15 protein-coding genes and 4 tRNA genes are annotated in these 19,309 nt (G+C 68.0%); 8 read left to right on the top strand and 11 right to left on the bottom strand.

What is annotated here, in order from left to right; genetic code table 11:
- Positions 1–98 precede the first annotated feature (98 nt).
- Positions 99–2,465, top strand: a complete 2,367-nt coding sequence (locus tag ACWDOP_RS24270) for a glycerol-3-phosphate 1-O-acyltransferase (protein ID WP_456346887.1) — start codon at positions 99–101, stop codon at positions 2,463–2,465.
- Positions 2,462–3,985 (top strand): HAD-IB family hydrolase, encoded by a 1,524-nt coding sequence (locus tag ACWDOP_RS24275; protein WP_456346888.1) that lies wholly within the window; start codon positions 2,462–2,464, stop codon positions 3,983–3,985. The genes ACWDOP_RS24270 and ACWDOP_RS24275 overlap by 4 nt, the downstream gene beginning before the upstream one ends.
- 16 nt (positions 3,986–4,001) lie before the next feature.
- On the opposite strand, the gene ACWDOP_RS24280 is transcribed toward ACWDOP_RS24275, so the two are convergent.
- The 6 genes from ACWDOP_RS24280 to ACWDOP_RS24305 all read right to left on the bottom strand — a co-directional run bounded on the left by ACWDOP_RS24280 (position 4,002) and on the right by ACWDOP_RS24305 (position 6,109).
- Positions 4,002–4,742 (bottom strand): polyprenol monophosphomannose synthase, encoded by a 741-nt coding sequence (locus ACWDOP_RS24280; RefSeq protein WP_454205785.1) that lies wholly within the window; start codon positions 4,740–4,742, stop codon positions 4,002–4,004.
- A 59-nt stretch (positions 4,743–4,801) separates the two neighbouring features.
- Positions 4,802–4,972 carry a hypothetical protein gene (locus tag ACWDOP_RS24285; protein ID WP_354985821.1) on the bottom strand — a complete coding sequence of 57 codons (171 nt, stop codon included), beginning with the start codon at positions 4,970–4,972 and terminating at the stop codon, positions 4,802–4,804.
- Between the two features lie 83 nt (positions 4,973–5,055).
- A tRNA-Phe gene (locus ACWDOP_RS24290) sits at positions 5,056–5,132 on the bottom strand.
- A 37-nt stretch (positions 5,133–5,169) separates the two neighbouring features.
- Positions 5,170–5,243: transfer RNA gene (locus ACWDOP_RS24295), tRNA-Asp, on the bottom strand.
- A 36-nt stretch (positions 5,244–5,279) separates the two neighbouring features.
- Positions 5,280–5,352: transfer RNA gene (locus tag ACWDOP_RS24300), tRNA-Glu, on the bottom strand.
- Positions 5,353–5,443: 91 nt separating this feature from the next.
- Positions 5,444–6,109, bottom strand: coding sequence for a TetR family transcriptional regulator (locus ACWDOP_RS24305; RefSeq protein WP_454205787.1), 666 nt, complete (start codon positions 6,107–6,109; stop codon positions 5,444–5,446).
- A 1,084-nt stretch (positions 6,110–7,193) separates the two neighbouring features.
- Here ACWDOP_RS24305 and ACWDOP_RS24310 point away from each other — a divergent pair.
- From ACWDOP_RS24310 to phoU, 6 genes are all read left to right on the top strand, one after another.
- Positions 7,194–7,266, top strand: a tRNA-Lys gene (locus ACWDOP_RS24310).
- A 152-nt stretch (positions 7,267–7,418) separates the two neighbouring features.
- Positions 7,419–8,033, top strand: coding sequence for a DUF937 domain-containing protein (locus tag ACWDOP_RS24315; protein ID WP_456346889.1), 615 nt, complete (start codon positions 7,419–7,421; stop codon positions 8,031–8,033).
- Between the two features lie 211 nt (positions 8,034–8,244).
- A complete protein-coding gene (locus ACWDOP_RS24320; protein WP_456346890.1) occupies positions 8,245–9,222 on the top strand; it encodes an acyl-ACP desaturase in 978 nt (325 codons plus the stop codon).
- Between the two features lie 144 nt (positions 9,223–9,366).
- Positions 9,367–10,518 (top strand): tRNA dihydrouridine synthase DusB, encoded by a 1,152-nt coding sequence (gene dusB, locus ACWDOP_RS24325; protein ID WP_456346891.1) that lies wholly within the window; start codon positions 9,367–9,369, stop codon positions 10,516–10,518.
- Between the two features lie 412 nt (positions 10,519–10,930).
- The gene (locus tag ACWDOP_RS24330) at positions 10,931–13,186 is read left to right on the top strand and encodes an LCP family glycopolymer transferase (RefSeq protein WP_456346892.1); all 2,256 of its coding nucleotides are present in this window, start codon (positions 10,931–10,933) and stop codon (positions 13,184–13,186) included.
- Positions 13,187–13,273: 87 nt separating this feature from the next.
- A complete protein-coding gene (gene phoU, locus ACWDOP_RS24335) occupies positions 13,274–13,945 on the top strand; it encodes a phosphate signaling complex protein PhoU (protein WP_454205796.1) in 672 nt (223 codons plus the stop codon).
- A gap of 152 nt (positions 13,946–14,097) precedes the next feature.
- Here the strand turns inward: phoU and ACWDOP_RS24340 are convergent, their stop codons facing one another.
- The 5 genes from ACWDOP_RS24340 to ACWDOP_RS24360 form a co-directional block, all read right to left on the bottom strand.
- Positions 14,098–15,690: an MFS transporter gene (locus ACWDOP_RS24340; RefSeq protein ID WP_454205920.1), complete on the bottom strand. Its 1,593-nt coding sequence runs from the start codon at positions 15,688–15,690 to the stop codon at positions 14,098–14,100.
- A gap of 328 nt (positions 15,691–16,018) precedes the next feature.
- Positions 16,019–16,795: a phosphate ABC transporter ATP-binding protein PstB gene (pstB, locus tag ACWDOP_RS24345; protein ID WP_456346893.1), complete on the bottom strand. Its 777-nt coding sequence runs from the start codon at positions 16,793–16,795 to the stop codon at positions 16,019–16,021.
- 18 nt (positions 16,796–16,813) lie between these two features.
- On the bottom strand, positions 16,814–17,713 hold the full coding sequence (gene pstA / locus ACWDOP_RS24350) for a phosphate ABC transporter permease PstA (RefSeq protein WP_456346894.1): 900 nt from the start codon (positions 17,711–17,713) through the stop codon (positions 16,814–16,816).
- Positions 17,710–18,678, bottom strand: coding sequence for a phosphate ABC transporter permease subunit PstC (gene pstC, locus ACWDOP_RS24355; RefSeq protein WP_454205801.1), 969 nt, complete (start codon positions 18,676–18,678; stop codon positions 17,710–17,712). The genes pstA and pstC overlap by 4 nt, the downstream gene beginning before the upstream one ends.
- Before the next feature lie 115 nt (positions 18,679–18,793).
- Positions 18,794–19,309 (bottom strand): substrate-binding domain-containing protein (locus ACWDOP_RS24360; RefSeq protein WP_456346895.1); only part of this gene is annotated, 516 nt, incomplete at its 5' end.

The raw sequence follows: 19,309 nt of genomic DNA on the forward strand, positions 1-19,309 counted from the left end.
ATACTTCGAACCGGCCGGTGAATTGTGCGACCTCCCACCCCGCGCTCGCGTTTCCGCTTCAATGGATTGCGGCGGTTCAGTTGCGGAGGGATCCAGAGATGCTCGATCACTACAGCCGGCTCCCGGCAGCGGCTACCACCCCGGGTTCGGTGGTGGCACTGGTCGACGCCGCCGGCCGGGTCGAACGGGAACTCATCGGTAACTGGCTCGCCGAGGGCGGCATCGCGCAGGAGTTCGGCACCACCGCGCCCGTCACCCAACTGGACCTCGATCCCGGCGCGGTGGGCACCCGGCTGGTGGGCCGACAGGACGATCCGCTCGTAGTCCCCGTCCGCGTGCTGTGGCTGCCGCCCGAACGAGACGGCGTGCGCCGCACCAGCTTCGGCGATCTGCTCACCATGTCCAACCCGCGCAAGCCCAACCGGTTCATGCAGCGGCGCCTGGTCACCAAGGCCCCGGACCGGCACCTGGTACTCACCGGCGCCCCCGCCCGGCTGAGCGAGCTGCGCACCAACAACCCGGGCGCCGCCGGGGCGCCCGAAGCGTTCGCACGCGCCATCGTGCGCGCGGGCATCGTCGCCCTCGAACGCGCCGAACGCGCCGTCATCGGCGACCGCTACAAGGTGCCGCGCCTGGTCGTCGAGGAAATCCTGGACTCCCCCGCGTTCCTGCGCAGGCTCGACACCGTCGCCGCCGCGGCCGACCTGCCCGCGCGCGAGGTGTACCGGCGCGCGGAGAAGGCGCTGCGGGAACTGGTCGCCGCGCAGAGCAGGCTCGTCTCGGATCTGTTCACCCAGGCCATGCGGCCGGTGCACGCCTCGACCTGGAAGGTCGACGACGACCCCGCCGGGCTCGACGGGCTGCGCGCGCTCAATCGTCGCTACCCCCTGGTATTCCTGCCCTCGCACCGCTCCTATGTGGACGCGTTCGTCCTCGGTGACATTCTGGCGCGCAACGACTTTCCGCCCAATCATGTCGTGGGCGGGGCAAACCTGAGTTTCTGGCCGCTCGGCTCCATCGCCCGGCGCACCGGAACGGTATTCATTCGGCGCAGTTTCGGCGACGACGAAGTGTACAAAGCGGTCGTCGAAGAATACTTCGCCTATCTGCTCGCCAAACGATTCAATCTGGAGTGGTACTTCGAAGGCGGGCGCACCCGCACCGGGAAACTCCGGCCGCCGCGCTACGGATTGTTGAATTACCTTGCGGCGGCCCTGCGTTCATCTCGCATCGACGATGTCATGCTGGTGCCGGTCTCCATTACCTACGAACGACTGAACGAGATCGGCGCCATCGCCGACGAACAGACCGGCGGCCGCAAACAAGCCGAGGGATTGGCCTGGCTCGCGCGATACATTCGCAATCAACAACATTCGGCCGGGCACGTGTACGTCCGCTTCGGCACCCCGCTCTCGGGCCGCGAACGCCTGGCAGCGCACGGCGATCCGCTCGGGGCGCCGGCCGCCGCGGAGAACCCCGAACAGACCGCGCTCGAACAGCGGGCCGTGCAGCGCCTGGCCTTCGAGGTCGCCGTCGGCATCAACGAGGTCACCCCCATCACCGTCAACGCCCTCACCACCCTGGTGCTGCTGGGCGTGCACGAACGCGCCCTCACCCGAGCCGAATTGGGCGCCGCCATCGCGCCGGTGCTCGGCTACATCGAGAGCCGGGACCTGCCCCGCGGCGAACTCGACACCCTGCGCACCGACCACGGCCTGGCGGTGGTGCTCGAACAGCTCGCCGTGGCCAAGGTCGTCACGGTGTACCGCGGCGGGCTCGAACCCGTGTACTCCATCGGGGCGGGCGCGCACCTCGAGGCCGCGTTCTACCGCAACAGCGCCGTGCACTGGTTCGCCAATCGCGCCATCCTCGAACTCGCCGTGCTCAGCGCCGTCGAAGCGCCCGAGGGCGATCAGCTGCGCGTCGGCTGGGAAGCGGCCTACCGGCTGCGCGATCTGCTCAAATTCGAATTCTTCTTCCCCGAGCGCGCCGAGTTCACCAGTCAGCTCACCGCGGAGATGCTGCGCGTCGATCCGCACTGGCACCGCCGCACCGCCGCCGGCACCGTCGGCAGCGAAATCCTGGCCCAGCTCGCCGATTCCGGCTTCATGATGGCCCACCGGGTGCTGCGCTCGTTCTTCGACGCGCAACTGGTGATGGCCGAACGCCTGGCCGCGCACGACCCCGCCGTCGCCGTCGACAAGAAGACGTTCCTCGACGAATGCCTGCAGGTCGGCAAACAGATGCTGCTGCAACAGCGATTGCACAGCCCCGAATCGGTGTCGTCGGAATTGTTCGGCAGCGCACTCAAACTCGCCGACAACCACGGCCTGCTCACCCCCGGCGACGACCCGGCCGACCTCACCGACCGCCGCCTGCGCTTCGCCGCCGAACTCCGCGACATCTCCGCGCGCATCTCCCGGGCCGCCACCCTGGATCCCTCCAACCGGCTGGACCCGCGATGAGTCACCCCGCGAGCGGGGATCTACACCCGGCCCTACCCGGCGCGGGCATCACCCGCGCGGCCCCCGGCGCGCAGGATCTGGACGCCGCGGTCGCCGCCATCCGGTCCGGCCCGCAGGGCCCGCGCATCGCCGCCGTCTTCGACTTCGGCGGCACCGTGGTCGCCGGCTTCGACCCGCCCGGCCTGCTGGCCCGCCTGACCCGCCGCCCCGCCGCCCGGCCCCTGGCCGCCGGCCTGCTCTCCAGCATTCGCGGCGCCCGCAGCGAGGGCGAATACGAGCGCTTCCTGCAGCAGGTCATGCACACCTGGGCCGGGGTGCCCGAATCCACCCTGTCCGAACTCGGCGCCGAGCTGTTCCGGCGCACCGTGCACGGGCACCTGTTCCCCGAGGCCTGGCGGCTGGTGCGCGAACACGAAACCGCCGGGCACACGCTGGTACTCGTCAGCTCGCTGACCCGGTACCAGGTGCGACCGGTCGCCGACGAGCTCGGGATCGCGCACGTGCTGTGCACCGCCATGACGGTGCAGGACGGCGTGCTCACCGGGCACGTCGACGGGAAACCGCTCTGGCGCAACGGCAAAGCCGACGCCGTCCGCCGCTTCGCCGCCGCCCGCGACATCGACCTGAGCCGGAGCTGGGTCTACGCCGACAGCGCCGCCGATCTACCGCTGCTCCAGGTGGCCGGACGGCCCACCGCGGTCAACCCGGATCCGCGCGTGGTGCTCGAGGCCACCGAAAGGGATTGGCCCGTCCTGCATTTCCGGCCCCGCCGCCCGCCGCGCACCGGAGACTACCTGCGCACCGCCGGCGCGTTCGGCGGCCTGATCGGCGGGGCGCTGTTCGGCGTCGCCGCCAAGGCCGCCACCAAGAAGCGCAGACAGATGGCCGATTCCATGATGGTGCACGCCGCCGACTCCACCCTGCGCGGCAGCGGGGTGCGCGTGCGGGTGAGCGGCCGCGAGCACACCGCGACGCCCCGGCCCGCGGTCTTCATCTTCAATCACCAGAGCCAGTTCGACATCATCGTGCTGGCCGAGGTCCTCGGCACCGGATTCACCGGCGTCGCCAAGAAGGAAGTCGCGGCCAACCCGGTCTTCGGCCCGCTCATGCGCCTGGTCGAGGTCACCTTCATCGACCGCGCCGACAAACTGGCCGCCAAGGCCGCGCTCGCCCCCGTGGTCGAGACCCTGCGCGGCGGACTGTCGGTCGTCATCGCCCCCGAGGGCACCCGCTCCCTGACGCCCCGCATCGGCCCCTTCAAGAAGGGCGCGTTCCACATCGCGCTGCAGGCGGGCGCGCCCATCATCCCGGTCGTCATCCGCAACGCGGGCGAAATCGCCTGGCGCAATTCGGCGGTCGTCCGCAAGGGCGTGGTGGACGTGGCGGTCCTGCCGCCGATCGACGTCAGCGCCTGGGACCCCGCCGCGATGGACGCCGAGATAGCGGGCGTCCGCACACTGATGCAGAACACCCTGCTGAACTGGCCGGAAACCTCCGCGGTCGCTCGACGCGACAACTGATTTCCCGGCCGTGTTATCAAACCTGCTTGCCGAACAACAGCTTCCACGGCATCAGGGCCGATTCGAGCTGCACCTTCAGGCTCATCTTCGAGGCGCCCAGCGTGCGCTCCTCGAATCTGATGGGCACCTCGGCGATGGCGATGCCCTTGCGCACGGTGCGGTAGTTCATCTCCACCTGGAACGAGTACCCGTTGCTCTTGATGGAGGACACGTCGATGGCGCGCAGCGTGTCGGCCTTCCACGCCTTGAAGCCCGCGGTGGCGTCCTTGACGCCCAGCCGCAGGATCAGGTTCACGTAGAAGTTGGCCCAGGCGGAGAGCGCCTTGCGGTACCACTTCCACTCCTCGGCCGTGGAACCGCCGGGCACATACCGGGATCCGAGCACGACGCCCGCGTCGGTGGTCGTCAGCTTCTCCAGCATGGCGGGAATGACCTCGGCCGGGTGCGAGAGATCCGCGTCCATCTGGATCACCACGTCGGCGCCGTCCTCCAGGGCGCGGGTGATGCCGGCGATGTACGCGCGACCCAGGCCGTCCTTCTCGGTGCGGTGCAGCACGCTGACGACGTTCGGCAGATCCGCCGCCAACTTGTCCGCTACCTCGCCGGTACCGTCCGGTGAATTGTCATCGACCACCAGCACGTGCAGGTCGTCGACCCCGAGCGCCGTCAGTCGCTCCACCGCCACCGGCAGGTTCTCCCGCTCGTTGTAGGTCGGCACCACCACGGTTACCTTCAAGGGTCGCCCTCCCGCTCGCATTCATGGCCATACGCCCAAGAAACCCTAGCTCACGCGCGACAACCTTTTCCCGCGGGTCGTCAGTCTTCTTCGGCGTCGGCGGCTTTGTTTCTGGCCTTTGCGATTTCGAGTGCGCGCTCGGCGGTGGCCTTGTCCGGGTACGGCCCCATGCGGCCGCCCACCCAGCACTGTTTGCCCTGTTCCGCCCGGTGATGCTCGATGCAGTAGTACCACTCGTTGTCATCAGACATGACCCAAGCATCTCACCAAGATCGCCGGCCTTGGGTGAACACACGAAAAAGGCCGCACCCGAAGGTGCGGCCTCTTCTCGATCTGGTGGCCAGAGCCGGGATCGAACCGGCGACCTTCCGCTTTTCAGGCGGACGCTCGTACCAACTGAGCTACCTGGCCGGGGCACCCGGAACGAATGCCTAGCATATAAGTCTTGCGACCCTGACGGGACTCGAACCCGCGACCTCCGCCGTGACAGGGCGGCGCGCTAACCAACTGCGCCACAGGGCCTTGCTTGCTCCAACTACAACGATGTCACCATCGTTGTACCCCCTACGGGATTCGAACCCGCGCTACCGCCTTGAAAGGGCGGCGTCCTAGGCCGCTAGACGAAGGGGGCCCGCCGGATTTCTCCGGACCGTTGCTCAACGGCTTCCGTTGGGAGCGGAGATAGCTTATGACAGCATCCGCGTGATTCCCAAATCAGCTGGTCAGATCGTCAAATTGAGATCTTCCAGCTTGGCGGACACCCGCCACCCCACCCGGCGGAACTCCTCGGTCCACTCCGGAGTCGCGGTGGCCTCCACGACCACCTCGAGCGCCTCGGTGAAACGGGAACGCAGATCCGCGGGACCGCCCAGGACGTCGGCGATGTAGCGCTGGCCCGCCAGGGCCGCCGCCAGCGTCCGGGTGAAGCGATCCGGGTCGGAGTCACCGCGCAGCTGTTTGTGCTCGGTGGCGCGCACCGCGAGCAGCCGGATGGACCGGCCCAGAATGCGCCCGCCACCCGCCTGGATGTCGCGGTAGAACTCGGGTTCGATGATGAGCCGGAACTCGGCCTGGATGATGATGTCGTTCTCCAGCCGCAGCGCGATCTCGTCGATCATGCCGTGCAGGACATCCAGGGGGCCGAGATCGCCTCGGCCGAGCCATCTTTCAGTGGACACGCGGTAGCGGTCGACTGCCGCTTCCAAGACCGCGCGGGCCAAATCCTCCTTGGAGTCGAAGTGAAAGTACATGGCGCCCTTGGTGGCGCGTGAACCTTCCAATATGCGGTTGAGCGATGCAGCGGCATAGCCGCTCTTCCCGAACTCAACGGCGGCGGACCTGATGATCGCCGCGCGTGTCCGGCGGGCCCGCTCTTGCTGCCGTGCCATGCTCGAAACGCCTCCGAAGCTAGCTACCGTCGCGGACGCGTTAGCTGTGTCCTCGACGCAAAGTTACGTGTCTTTCAAATACTTCAGAACGGGCTTTTGCCCGAATTACCAAACTCTTGGTACGAAAAAGCGCGAAAAACTTGAAACACACCAACTGGTATAGTTTTTCCCGCCCGGGTGCGCCGCAGGGGGTGCGCACCCGGGCGTTCCTCTTGTCTGGATGGGCCTCCCGCAGCAACATTCTGATGGAGTCGCGATCGGCCGGACCGTCCGCGACACGTTCGGGCACATCAACGATAAGCCGAATCCCGTGCGTCCGGGGCAATCCCGGTTCTTCAGGAATTCACCAGTCGGTCACCGTACCCGGAAAGTCCGCCCTGCGTGAGGTGTACCGGTGAGTCAGTTAGCCAGCATGCCCCCTAACACATACCGCAATTCCCCAGCTACCAGCTGGGCGATTGGTCTGAATAGCTGAATTCTTCGATATCCCACCGATGTTCGGCCCATCGATCACCCCTGCCGTACCGAGCCCCGCCCACACCGCATCCGCCGCCGGACCCCGCCGCGGCTTCCGCCGCGACAATGACCGGTCCCCACCTCCTGCACCAAATAGCTTGCCACACATCACCATTGGATGATATTCACACGTGCCCATATCGAAACAATCTGAGTGGCAACACGATTGCCCCGATGTCGCCGAGGGCACGTCAGCGCGCGCTCACCTCGCCCGCCGGGCGGCGCGCCTCCCCCGCGCCGGCGCGGGTGCGAACCCGGCCGAATTCCACCCCGCGCCCCGACAATTCCCCCACCGACCGGTCCGCACGCTTCGCACCGCTCGCACGCCGCCCCCATCCCCGCCCGCGCACCGCCCCTCCGCCCCGCACGGGCGCTCCCGCCGCCACTCGTGCCCCCGCCCGCCGCCACTCCGACCCACCGCCCCGCGCGCACCCGCGCGTCCGACACGCTCGACGCCCCGGGAACGCGCCCGGACAAACCACCATGACCAGCGCAAACCCGGCCTCGCCGAACGCAATCGGATACTCGTTTAGTACTTGCGCGCTCAACCCACTAAACTCACCGCCGCGCCCCTATAGCTCAGTTGGTAGAGCTACGGACTTTTAATCCGCAGGTCCCAGGTTCGAGCCCTGGTGGGGGCACCTTTTCGTCGGAGGTTCGCCGCGGGCCCGGATGCCGAATCCGGGCCCTCCGACACATCCCGCACATCCGCGAATCCGTGGCAATCTGTCCGGATTTCGCCTACCGTGACCCGGTAGGGCTTTTCCGGGATGCCAACACACAGGCGGAGTTCATGACTTCCTTCGATGACCTGCTCTCGAACGTCCCCGTCGCACAGATCGCCGCCAAACTCGGGGTGGACGAAGCGACCGCTACCACCGCGATCAACGCGGCCGTCCCCGTTCTCCTCGGCGGCTTCCAAGCGCAGGCCGGCAACCCCGACGTCGGCCTCGATCTCGAGGGCGAAGTCGCCAACCAGCCGGCCACCCTGCTCGACGGCGGCGTCGACATCGATCAGGTCGACGTCGGCAACGGCAGCCAGATCGTCGACCAGACCTTCGGCGCCGAGAAGAACACGGTGATCAGCGCGCTCGGCGGCGTCGGCGGCGGCAATGGGCAGGACCTCATGGCGAAGCTGCTCCCCATGCTCGCCCCGATCGTGCTCGCCTACCTGAGCAAGAAGATGCTCGGCGGCGGCGCGGCGGGCGGCGCGCCCGCGACCGAAACCGCCGCCGCGGGCGGCGGCGCCGGGCCTTTGGGCGACATTCTCGGTAGCCTGCTGGGGGGAGCCACCGGAGGCAAGGGTGGCGCCGGCGGTCTCGGAGACATTCTCGGCAAGGCCGTCGGGCAGAACGCGGGCAGTGTCCTCGGCAACGTGCTGGGCGGCCTGCTCGGCGGCAAGAAGTAGGTCGCACCCGGACACGATGTGCGGCTAACGAATTGCGGCCCGCGGCGATAGACCATCGCCCCGGGCCGCAGTTCTTATGACATCCATCACTGGCCACGCAATGGCAACCGGATGAGTTTCACATCACCCTACGGTGACGTAAGGTATGGGCCGCGGCGGCAGACCAGCGAGGGTACGACCAGCTAGATCGCACGATACGAAGGGCTTATGTATGGCAAAGGATCTGACTCAACTCGAGCTGCTCACGGAGTTGGAGCCGGTTGCCGCGGCGAACGTCGATCGGCACCTGTCCCTGGCCAAGGAATGGCATCCCCACGACTACGTGCCGTGGGACGAGGGACGTAACTTCGCCGCCATGGGCGGCATCGACTGGGATCCCGAACAGTCGAAGCTGAGCGAGCTGGCCAAGGCGGCCATGATCACCAACCTGCTCACCGAGGACAACCTCCCCTCCTACCACCGGGAGATCGCGGAGAACTTCTCCCAGGACGGCGCCTGGGGCACCTGGGTCGGTCGCTGGACCGCCGAGGAGAACCGGCACGGCATCGCCATGCGCGACTACCTCGTCGTCACCCGCGGCGTCGATCCCGTCGCGCTCGAGCAGGCGCGCATGATCCACATGACCAACGGATTCGCCTCGCCCGCAACGGTGACCGAGGGCGAAGTCGAGGCGGGCTTCCTGTACTCGGTCGCGTACGTGACCTTCCAGGAACTCGCGACCCGCGTCTCGCACCGCAACACCGGGCGCGTGTGCGACGACCCCATCGCCGATCGGCTGCTGCAGCGCATCGCCGCCGACGAGAACCTGCACATGATCTTCTACCGCAACATGTGCGGTGCGGCGCTGGATCTTTCGCCCGACCAGACCCTCGAGGCCATCACCCTCATCCTGGAGAACTTCCAGATGCCGGGCGCCGGCATGCCCAACTTCCGCCGCAACGGCGTCCTGATGGCCAAGCACGGCATCTACGACCTGCGCCAGCACCTGGAAGAGGTCGTGAACCCGGTCCTGAAGAAGTGGCGCATCTTCGAGCGCGACGACTTCACCGCCCGCGGCGAGGAGACCCGCGATCGCCTCGGGAACTTCCTGGAGAAGCTCGGCCAGGACGTGCTCAAGTTCGAGGAGCAGCGCGACCGCATGCTGGCCCGCGAGGCCGCCAAGCGGGAGAAGGAAATGGCTCGGGTCTGACGACGGGTCCCGGGGGCTTCGCCCCCGAACCCCCGTGAGGGAGGAAACCGGGGGCCCAGCCCCCGGACCCCCGAAGGACGGGTCATGCGCCGGTAAGCGGGACGTGTCCCGGGGCACTTTCGCGTGGAACCTACACTGGTCGGCGTGACGACCTCGCTCGATACCTCGACGACCGCGCTGCGGATCGGCCCCTACCCGGTTGATCCGCCGGTCGTGCTGGCGCCGATGGCGGGGATCACCAACGTCGCCTTCCGGAAGCTGTGCCGCGAATTCGGCAGCAGCACTTCGATCTACGTGTGCGAGATGATCACCGCGCGGGCGGTGGTCGAGCGCAACGAGAAGACGCTGCACATGATGGCGTTCGACGCGGACGAGAGCCCGCGCTCGATGCAGCTCTACGCGGTCGACCCGAAGACCGTCGGCGAAGCCGTCAAGATCATCGTCGGCGAGGGCTGGGCCGACCACATCGACCTCAACCTGGGCTGCCCGGTGCCCAAGGTGACCCGGCTCGGCGGCGGCGCGGCCCTGCCCTACAAGCGGCAGCTGTTCCGCGACATCGTGCGGAACATGGTGAGCGCGGCCGAACCCGCCGGCGTCCCCATCACGGTGAAGTTCCGCATCGGCATCGACGACGAGCACCACACCTACCTCGACACCGGCCGCATCGCCGAGGCCGAGGGCGTGGCCGCCGTGGCGCTGCACGCGCGCACCGCCGCCCAGCGCTACTCGGGCGAGGCCGACTGGACCGCCATCGCGCGCCTCAAGGAAGCCGTCACCACCATCCCCGTCCTGGGCAACGGCGACATCTTCAGCGCCGCCGACGCGGTCCGCATGATGGCCGAGACCGGCTGCGACGGTGTCGTCGTCGGCCGCGGATGCCTGGGCCGCCCTTGGCTTTTCGCCGAGCTACAGGCCGCCCTGCGCGGCGAGCCGCTGCCCGCCGCCCCCAACCTGGGCCGGGTCGGGGAGATCCTGCGCAGACACTCGGAACTGCTCGTCGCGCACGACGGCGAGGACAAGGCCATGCGCGACATCCGCAAGCACATGGCCTGGTACCTGATGGGCTTCCCGATCGGCGGCGATCTGCGCCGCAGCTTCGCCACGGTCGGCAGCATGAACCAGCTCGTCGACCTGATCGGTCAGCTCGACCCGGAGGTGCCGTTCCCCAAGGACGCCGAGGGCCCGCGCGGCCGCCAGGGCTCCCCCGGCAAGGTCGCCCTGCCCGACGGCTGGCTCGACGACCCGGAGGACCCGACGGTCCCGTGCGCGGCCGACGTCATGCACAGCGGCGGCTAGTATCCGAACCCGCCCGGACGGGCCGGGCCCGCTGATATCCCGGTGACCGGGATACCGCCGAACCGGCCTTCCACTGCGGCGGAGTGCTATATCGCCGAACGGATTTCGATCTCCCCCGCGCGGCGCGCTCGCCGCCGTCCGGCGCTTTTTTCACCGATTCACACTGGTAAACGCGGCGACCCGCCACGATTTACGCTGCACCGCCCGCGCACGACTCGATCGCGTTCCCGAACCGATCGCGCAGACCCTGGCAGAATTTCCTCGGCGGGACCTTCCTGTCCACCGTGGTACGGCCCGAATTCCGGGCCGGAAGATATGTGAGTTGCGCACGATGGATCACCGTTCGAGTGGTCGATCGTGGCGGAATCGTTATCATGACGGTCGGCATCGAAAAGCAAAGTGAGGTTCGTTGGTGGGTGACGATCGGTACGGGCGTACGCCTCGGCCCGGAGGTCGCGCCCCGTGGGAGCGCTACGCCACGGACGACGACGCGGACGACCAGCCATCCACCTCGCGCCGTGCCCGGCACAACGACAACGCGTCGCCCGGCTCCGCGCCCATCTCGGTCCAGGATCTGGTCGAGCGCGTGGACAGCGAGCGCCGCTCCCGGCGCCGCCGCCGCTCCGACCCCGCCGCCCCCGCGCCCGCCAACTCCGCCGGCTGGCCCGAGGCCGACCGCGGCAGCGGCGACGCGAACAGCACCGGCGCGCGCCGCGCGCTGAGCCCCGAGGCGGCCGACAGCGCCGCCACCCGGCGGCCCGCGCCCCAGGACCCGGTGAACTCCACCGGATCTCGCCGCGCCGTCCCCCCGGAAGCCCCAGGCACGACGGGTTCCCGGCGCGCGGTACCCCCGGATCCGGTCAATTCCACCGGATCTCGCCGCGCGGTACCCCCGGAGGCCCCGAACCCGACCGGCTCCCGGCGCGCCGTACCCCCGGAACCCGCCGCCCCCAACGCTTCTCGGCCCCCGCTCGAGACCGCGGGCGGCGCCCGCCGGGCCGCCCCGGCCGACCCGCCCACCGAAGAGCTACCCGTCATCACCGACCCGCCCCGCGAGCGCGTCAAGGCCGTGCGCCCCGCGACCCGGGCGGTCGAGTCCCCCGCCGACTACCCGACCACCGCGTTGCCGACGGCCATCGGAAAACCGTTGTCCCGCCTGGCCGCCGGACGCAGCCGCCGCAACCGCAAGATGCAGCTCGCCGGGCGCGCCACCCTCATCGTGGTCGCCGCCATCGCGCTGCTCATCACCGGCACCGGCTGGAGCTACCTGCACGTCAAGGACAACGCGTTCAACACCGTCGACGCGGTCCAGACCGACTCCGAAGACATCATCGACCCGAACCTGCAGTACGGCGACGAGAACTTCCTCATCGTCGGCACCGACACCCGCGCGGGCGTCAACTCGCAGTTGGGCGCCGGCACCACCGACGACGCCGAAGGCGCGCGCGCCGACACCGTCATGCTGGTCAACATCCCCAAGAGCCGCGACCGCGTGGTGGCCGTCTCCTTCCCGCGCGACCTGGACGTCACCCGGCCGCAGTGCGAGGGCTGGGACAACGACAAGGGCTCCTACACCAAGGAGACCTTCCCTGCCGCCCCCGGCGACAAGCTCAACGCGATCTATGCCCTCGGCGGGCCCAAATGCCTCACCAAGGTCATCCAGAAGATGTCCGGCCTGAGCATCAACCACTTCGTCGGCATCGACTTCGCCGGCTTCGAGGCCATGGTCGACACCATCGACGGCGTCGAGGTCTGCAGCACCAAACCGCTCGTCGACGAGATCCTGGGCACCATCCTCACCACCCCCGGCAAGCAGATCGTCAACGGCTCCACCGCACTGGACTACGTCCGCGCCCGGCACGTGGTCGGCGAGGAACGCAGCGACTACGACCGCATCAACCGGCAGCAGCGCTTCCTGTCCTCGCTGCTGCGCGGCGCCATGTCCAGCAAGGTCCTGTTCAACGCCGGCAAGCTCAACAGCGTCATCAACGCCTTCGCCGAGCACTCGTTCATGGACAACGTCACCACCAACGATCTGCTCACCCTGGGCCGCTCGCTGCGCAAGGTCGACGCCGGGGCCATCACCTTCCTGACCGTGCCCACGGCGGGAACCACGTCCTACGGCAACGAGATTCCGCGCGAATCCGACATCAAGGCCATCTTCCGCGCCGTCATCGACGATCAGCCGCTGCCCGGCGAGAAGAAGGACGAGACCCCCGAGAGCACCACCGAGGCCCCGCCGACCAAGCCGACCCTGACGGCCGTCGACCCGAGCACGGTCTCGCTGCAGGTCTCCAACGGCTCGGGCACCGCCGGTCTGGCCTCGACCACCGCCACCAAGCTGTCCAACAAGGGCTTCCAGATCTACAGCACCGGCAACAACCCCGACGGGACCATCGCGACCACCAAGGTCCGGTACTCCAGCGGCCACGAGGCGGCCGCGGCCACCGTCGCCAGCGCGATTCCGGGCGCGACGCTGGAGTCGGCCACCGGGCTCGGCAGCATCGTCGAGGTCGTGATCGGCTCCGACTACAGCGGCACCGTGCGCACCCCGACCGCCTTCGGGCAGGTGCTGCCCGATACCCCCGTCGACGCCTCCCCCGCGGCGCCGGTCACCCTGCCGTCCGACCTCGAACACCTCAACGCCGCCGACGAGACCTGCAAGTAAGCGGTCCGCCGGCGGCGGCCGAGGCGGCACTCACGATTCACCTGCCGTTGGTGACTTGGTCAGGCGCTACCACTACTGTCTTGACTCATGCGTGTCATCTACAACGAACAAATGGCCGAACTCGCCGATCTGCTCGGCGGTATGGCCGGGCTCGCCGGATCGGCGATGGAGCGGGCGACCCAGTCGCTGCTCGACGCCGACCTCGAGCTCGCCGAACAGGTGATCACCGAATACGACCGCATCGCCGAGATGATCCAGCTGGCCGAGGAGAAGGCGTTCGCGCTGCTCGCCCTGCAGGCCCCCGTCGCCGGTGATCTGCGGCAGGTGGTCAGTGCCATTCAGATCGTCGCCGATGTGAACCGGATGGGCGTGCTGTCGCTGCACGTGGCCAAGATGACCCGCCGCCGCTTCCCGAACCACGCGGTTCCGGAGGCGGTCAACAGCTACTTCGCGGAGATGGGCCGCATCGCGGTCAAGATGGGCGCGACCGCCAAGGACGTCCTTGAGACCCGCGACCCCGAGCGGGCCGCGAAGCTCAACGACGACGACGAGGCGATGGACGATCTGCGCAAGCACCTGTTCACGCTGATCATGGACCGCGACTGGCAGTTCGGCGTGGCCTCGGCCGTCGACGTCGCCCTGCTCGGCCGCTACTACGAGCGCTTCGCCGACCACGCCGTGGAGATCGGGCGCCGCGTGGTGTTCCTGGTGACCGGCGTGCTGCCGCCCGACCCGGATTCGGAGAAGGAAAACATCTGAGGCGCTGAGTCTTCCGGGAATCGCCCGGCGGCTCCGGCGGTGTGCGGAAACACCGCGAGACCACGGAACCCCGGCCCACGCACACGACACGGTGCGCAGGGCCGGGGTTTCGCTCGTTCGGGCCCGGGGAGATGGATCGCGGGCCCGGCCGATCAGTCGCGCGCCTCGGATTCGGCGGCGGCGGAATCCTTCTCGCGCCAGCCCAGCAGAATCGACTGCCCGCGTTCGGGCCGCCAGGGCAGCGCCACGGCGACGATCGCGGCGCAGACCACCAGGGTGCCCACCGCGACGTACGACGCTGCCGTGGCGCCCTGCAGCGACGCCACCTTCATGGCCTGGATCAGATCGGTCTTCGCCTGTGCCACCAAGGGATTCACCGGCGTCTTGATGATCTCCAGCACGCTGATCGGCGTATTGCTCGCCAGTTCCTTCTGCCGGTCGTTCATGATCGTGGCCGGGATGGCGGCGATCCGATCGCCGACCTTGCTCGCGTACACCGAGGTCATGATCGAGCCGAGCAGCGCCACACCGAGCGCGCCGCCCACCTCGCGGGTGGTGTCGTTGACCGCCGACCCCGCGCCCGCCTCGTTCAACGGCACCGAGCCCATGATGGATTCGGTCGCCGGGCCCTGCACCACCGCGAAGCCCAGGCCCATGAGGATCATCGACACCACCACCGGTCCCAGGTACGGGGTGTCGACCGTGGTGCGGCCCGCGATGTACATGGCCACCGCCAGCACCAGCAGTCCGCTCACCAGCATCGCCGTGGTTCCCACCCGCTGGGCGAGCATGGTCGCCAGCGGCGCGCCGATACCCACCGCGACCGCGAAAGGCAGGGAATGGATACCGAATTCGAGCGGGCTCAGTTCCTTCACGCCCTGGAAATACTGGGTGATGAGGAACAGGAATCCGAAGGCGCAGAAGTAGGACACGGTAATGGCCGCCGACGGCACCGCGAAGCGGCGAATGCGGAACAACCGCATATTGAGCACCGGCGACTCCACCCGCAGCTCCCAGGTCACGAACAGCGCGAGCGCGATGGCCGAAAGCAGATATCCCGCAAGGCTTTGCGCGGCGAACCAGCCGTATTTGGGCGCCTCGATGATGGACCACACCAGCGCGGTGATACCCGCCAGCGACAGCACGATGCCGACCCGGTCCAGCCGGCCCGGATGCTCGCCCCGGGATTCGGGCACCGTCACCAGCACCGCGACGATGGCGATCAGGGCCACCGGAACGTTGATCCAGAACACCGAGTGCCAGGAGAAGTACTCCAGCAGCCAGCCGCCGACCGTGGGTCCGATGGCGATGGCGATACCGGCCATGGCGGTCCACAGCGCGATGGCCGCCGCCCGCTCGCGCGCCTCGGTGAAGATGTTGGTGAGCAGGGCCAGGGTGGCCGGGAAGACCACCGCCGCGAACACGCCCATGCCGGCGCGGGCGGCGATGACCTGGCCGAGCCCCGAGGCCAGCGCGCCGGCCGCGGACATGGCCGCGACGCCGGCCAGGCCGATGATCATGAACTTGCGGCGCCCGAAGCGGTCGCCGAGGTGACCCATGGCGAGCAGCAGGCCCGAGAAGGCCAGGGTGAACGCGTCCACGATCCACTGCAGGCCGCTCATCTGGGCCTCGAGCTGCACCGCCATCGACGGCAGCGCGACATTCACGAGCGTGTTGTCCAGGACCACGAGCAGTTCCGCGAGACAGATGGCCACCAGCGCCGCGAGTTTGGCGCGCTGACTCATCCCCGCGGTCCCGGCCTCGTGTTTCGCCGTTGAAACCGTCACCCGACACCTCCTACTAGACCAATCGGTTTACCTCTTGAAATAGGTTAGATGTAACTGACAGTTGCACACAACAGACACCGGCAGCTATGACGCAGCACACATCGCCGAACGTCGGTCCGCACGCGCGAAAATGCCCCCGGACCATGCGATCCGGGGGCATGCCTACACGAGCGCGAGCGGGCGACGACCATGCCGCGACGCCATCGCAGCCCTCATCTATAGCCGTCGGCTCTGACGAGAACGGCCCCCGTTCCACCGGAACGGGGGCCGCGATTCGACGCCTCGACTACCCGAACCGACCCGAGATGTAATCCTCGGTCGACTTCTGGGTCGGGTTGGAGAAGATCTTCTCGGTCTCGTCGATCTCGACCAGCTTGCCCGGCTTACCCTGCGCCTCCAGGTTGAAGAAGGCAGTCTGATCGCTCACGCGCGCGGCCTGCTGCATGTTGTGCGTGACGATCACGATGGTGAACTCCTTCTTCAGCTCGGAGATCAGATCCTCGATCGCGAGCGTGGAGATGGGGTCCAGCGCCGAACACGGCTCGTCCATGAGCAGCACGTCCGGCGACACCGCGATGGCGCGCGCGATGCACAGGCGCTGCTGCTGACCACCGGACAGACCGCCGCCCGGCTTGTCGAGGCGGTCCTTGACCTCGTTCCAGAGGTTGGCGCCGCGCAGCGAACGCTCGGCGACCTCGTCGAGCTCCTTCTTGTTGCGCATACCCTGCAGCTTGAGCCCGGCCACCACGTTGTCGCGAATGGACATGGTGGGGAACGGGTTCGGCCGCTGGAACACCATGCCGATGGTGCGGCGCACGCCGACCGGATCGATGGTCGCGCCGTAGATGTCCTCGCCGTCCAGCAGCACCGCGCCCTCGACGCGAGCGCCCGGGGTCACCTCGTGCATGCGGTTCAGCGAGCGCAGCACGGTGGACTTACCGCAGCCCGACGGGCCGATGAAAGCGGTCACGCTGCGCGGCAGCACGGTCAGGCCCACGTTGGAGATGGCGTGGAACTTGCCGTAGTAGATATTGAGGTCTTTGACGTCGATGCGTTTGGCCATCAGTCTTTTCCGTTCCCTCTATCGATTCCGCGTCAGCAGCTTGTTGACCGCCGCAGCGGCGAGATACAGGAGTGCGATGAGCAGGATCAGCGTCAGCGCCGCGCCCCACACTCGCGCCCGGCCGGCCGGCTCGGGGTTGGCGAGCTCCTGGTAGATCATCAGGGGCAGCGAGGCCATGTTGCCGTCGAAGATGTTGTAGTTGATCGACTTCGAGTAGCCGACCAGCACCAGCACCGGGGCCGTCTCACCCATGACACGGGCCAGCGACAGCAGGATGCCGCTGATCATGCCGGGCGCCGCGGTCGGAATCACGATCTTCACAATGGTTTTCCACTTGGGAATACCGAGAGCGTAAGAAGCTTCCCGCAATTCGTCCGGGACCAGCTTGAGCATCTCCTCGGTGCTGCGCACCACCACCGGCAGCATGAGCAGCACCAGGGCCAGCGAGACCGCGAACGCGCTCTGCGGGGCGCCGAAGGTGGCGATCCACAGCGCGAAGATGAACAGCGCCGCGACGATCGAGGGCACACCGGCCAGGATGTCCACCATGAAGGTGGTGGTCTTGGCCAGCCAGCCGCGACCGTACTCGACCAGGTAGACCGCGGCCATCACACCGAGGGGCACCGCGATGACGGCGGCCACCGCGGACTGGGTGATCGTGCCGTAGATGGCGTGGTAGACACCGCCGGCCTCGACCTCGGGCAGCACGCCCTTCTGCGACTTGAACCACCAGTCCGACGAGGCGATGGCGCTGACGCCGCGCTCGATGACGGTGTAGAGCACCCACAGCAGCGGGACCAGCGCGATGCCGAAGCAGGCCCACACGGTGCCGGTCGCGAGGTTGTTCCGAATCCGGCGGCTGGTGCTCGTGTGCCGGAAGGTGGGGGCCTTGACCGGCTTGTCGAGTGTGGTGGTCATCCGTTCACCTTCCCGCCCGCGGCGAGCCGCGCCAGGGCGTTGACCACGAAGGTCAGCGCGAACAACACGAAGCCCGCGGCGATGTAGGCGCCGGTCGGCAACTTGGAGCTGAATTCGGCTGCCGCCGAAGCGATCTTGGAGGCGAAGGTGTAGCCGCCGTCGAAGACCGACCAGTGCCCGGCCTGCGCCGAGGTGCGCAGCACCACCAGCACGGCGATGGTCTCACCGAGCGCGCGGCCCAGGCCCAGCATGGAACCGGCGATCATGCCGGAGCGGCCGTACGGCAGCACCGTCATGCGCACGACCTCCCACTTGGTGGCGCCCAGGGCCTGCGCGGCCTCGATGTGGGTACGGGGGGTGAGGCCGAAGACCTCACGGCTCACCGAAGTGATGATCGGCAGGATCATCACCGCGAGCACGATGCCCGCGGTGAAGATCGTGCCGCCGCCGGCGATGCTGACATTGCCGTCGGCGAACAGGAAGAACCAGCCGAGTTTGTCGTTGAGGAAGGTCTGCACCGGCTCCAGTTTCGGAGCCAGCACCAGAAAACCCCAGAGACCGAACACGATCGAGGGCACCGCCGCCAGCAGATCGACGATCATCGAGAACGGCCGGGCCAGCGCCTTGGGCGCGTACTGCGTCAGGAACAACGCGATGCCCACACCGATCGGCACGGCGATGATCAGCGCGACCAGCGAACTCAGCACCGTGACCATGAACAGGTCCTTGATACCGAACCGCAGGTGGTTGGCATCGGAGGTGTTGAACTCGGTGCTGGTGAAGAAGTTCGCGTCGTTCGCCAGTACCGACGGCACCGCCCTGATGAGCAGGAACAGCGCGATCAGGGCGATCGCACCGACGATGACGGCACCGGCCGCGGTGGCCGCGGAGCGGAAGACGAACTCCGCGCCGAATATGGAGACGCCGCGCCGTGCGGCCGGCTTCGTGCTGGGTTCGGTCGGCATGAGCGCAGTATCCCCCGGCGGCTGGGCACGGTTCCCCCGCGGGCCGGTCGAAACGGACTGGCCCGCGGATGCTATTTCGTCGTGCACGGTCATGGTGTGCTCTCGATCAGGGTGATCAGGAGATGGCGTTGATCGCGGTGGTCAGCTTGGTCTTGAACTCGTCCGGGATCGGCACGTAGCCGGCGTCCGCGAGTCCCACCTGGCCGTTGCCGACCGCCGAGGTCAGGAACGCCTTGACGGCGGTGGCGGTGTCGGCGTCGCTGTACTTGGAGCACACGATCTCGTAGGTCGCCATCATCAGCGGGTAGGCGCCGCCGGTGGTCGGCTTGTAGAACGAGGAGGTGTCCAGCACCAGGTCGTTGCCCTGGCCGGAGATCTTCACACCGGTGATGGACTTGCCCGCGGTCTCCGAGGTCAGCTCGACCGGCTTCGGATCGTTGGAGGTCGTCACGGTGAGGATGCGGGCCACGGACAGCCCCTGCGCCTTGGCGAAGGACCACTCGTTGTAGGTGATCGAGAACGGGGTGTTCTTGACCGCGGCCGAGGTGCCCTCGTTGCCCTTGGCGCCTTCACCGACGCCGCCGGTGAACGCCTTGCCGGCGCCCTTGCCCCACGCGCCGTCCGAGGCCGC

The organism is Nocardia sp. NPDC003693 (assembly GCF_053981095.1).

What these genes read in the sequence shown, in the direction of transcription:
- ACWDOP_RS24270 (WP_456346887.1), top strand. Translation starts at nt 99, where the DNA reads ATGCTCGATCACTACAGCCGGCTCCCGGCAGCGGCTACCACCCCGGGT.
- phoU (WP_454205796.1), top strand. Translation starts at nt 13,274, where the DNA reads ATGCGTGTCATCTACAACGAACAAATGGCCGAACTCGCCGATCTGCTC.
- pstA (WP_456346894.1), bottom strand. Translation starts at nt 17,713, where the DNA reads ATGACCACCACACTCGACAAGCCGGTCAAGGCCCCCACCTTCCGGCAC.
- pstC (WP_454205801.1), bottom strand. Translation starts at nt 18,678, where the DNA reads ATGCCGACCGAACCCAGCACGAAGCCGGCCGCACGGCGCGGCGTCTCC.
- ACWDOP_RS24280 (WP_454205785.1), bottom strand. Translation starts at nt 4,742, where the DNA reads ATGCGAGCGGGAGGGCGACCCTTGAAGGTAACCGTGGTGGTGCCGACC.
- ACWDOP_RS24285 (WP_354985821.1), bottom strand. Translation starts at nt 4,972, where the DNA reads ATGTCTGATGACAACGAGTGGTACTACTGCATCGAGCATCACCGGGCG.
- ACWDOP_RS24340 (WP_454205920.1), bottom strand. Translation starts at nt 15,690, where the DNA reads ATGAGTCAGCGCGCCAAACTCGCGGCGCTGGTGGCCATCTGTCTCGCG.
- ACWDOP_RS24275 (WP_456346888.1), top strand. Translation starts at nt 2,462, where the DNA reads ATGAGTCACCCCGCGAGCGGGGATCTACACCCGGCCCTACCCGGCGCG.
- pstB (WP_456346893.1), bottom strand. Translation starts at nt 16,795, where the DNA reads ATGGCCAAACGCATCGACGTCAAAGACCTCAATATCTACTACGGCAAG.
- ACWDOP_RS24315 (WP_456346889.1), top strand. Translation starts at nt 7,419, where the DNA reads ATGACTTCCTTCGATGACCTGCTCTCGAACGTCCCCGTCGCACAGATC.
- ACWDOP_RS24305 (WP_454205787.1), bottom strand. Translation starts at nt 6,109, where the DNA reads ATGGCACGGCAGCAAGAGCGGGCCCGCCGGACACGCGCGGCGATCATC.
- ACWDOP_RS24320 (WP_456346890.1), top strand. Translation starts at nt 8,245, where the DNA reads ATGGCAAAGGATCTGACTCAACTCGAGCTGCTCACGGAGTTGGAGCCG.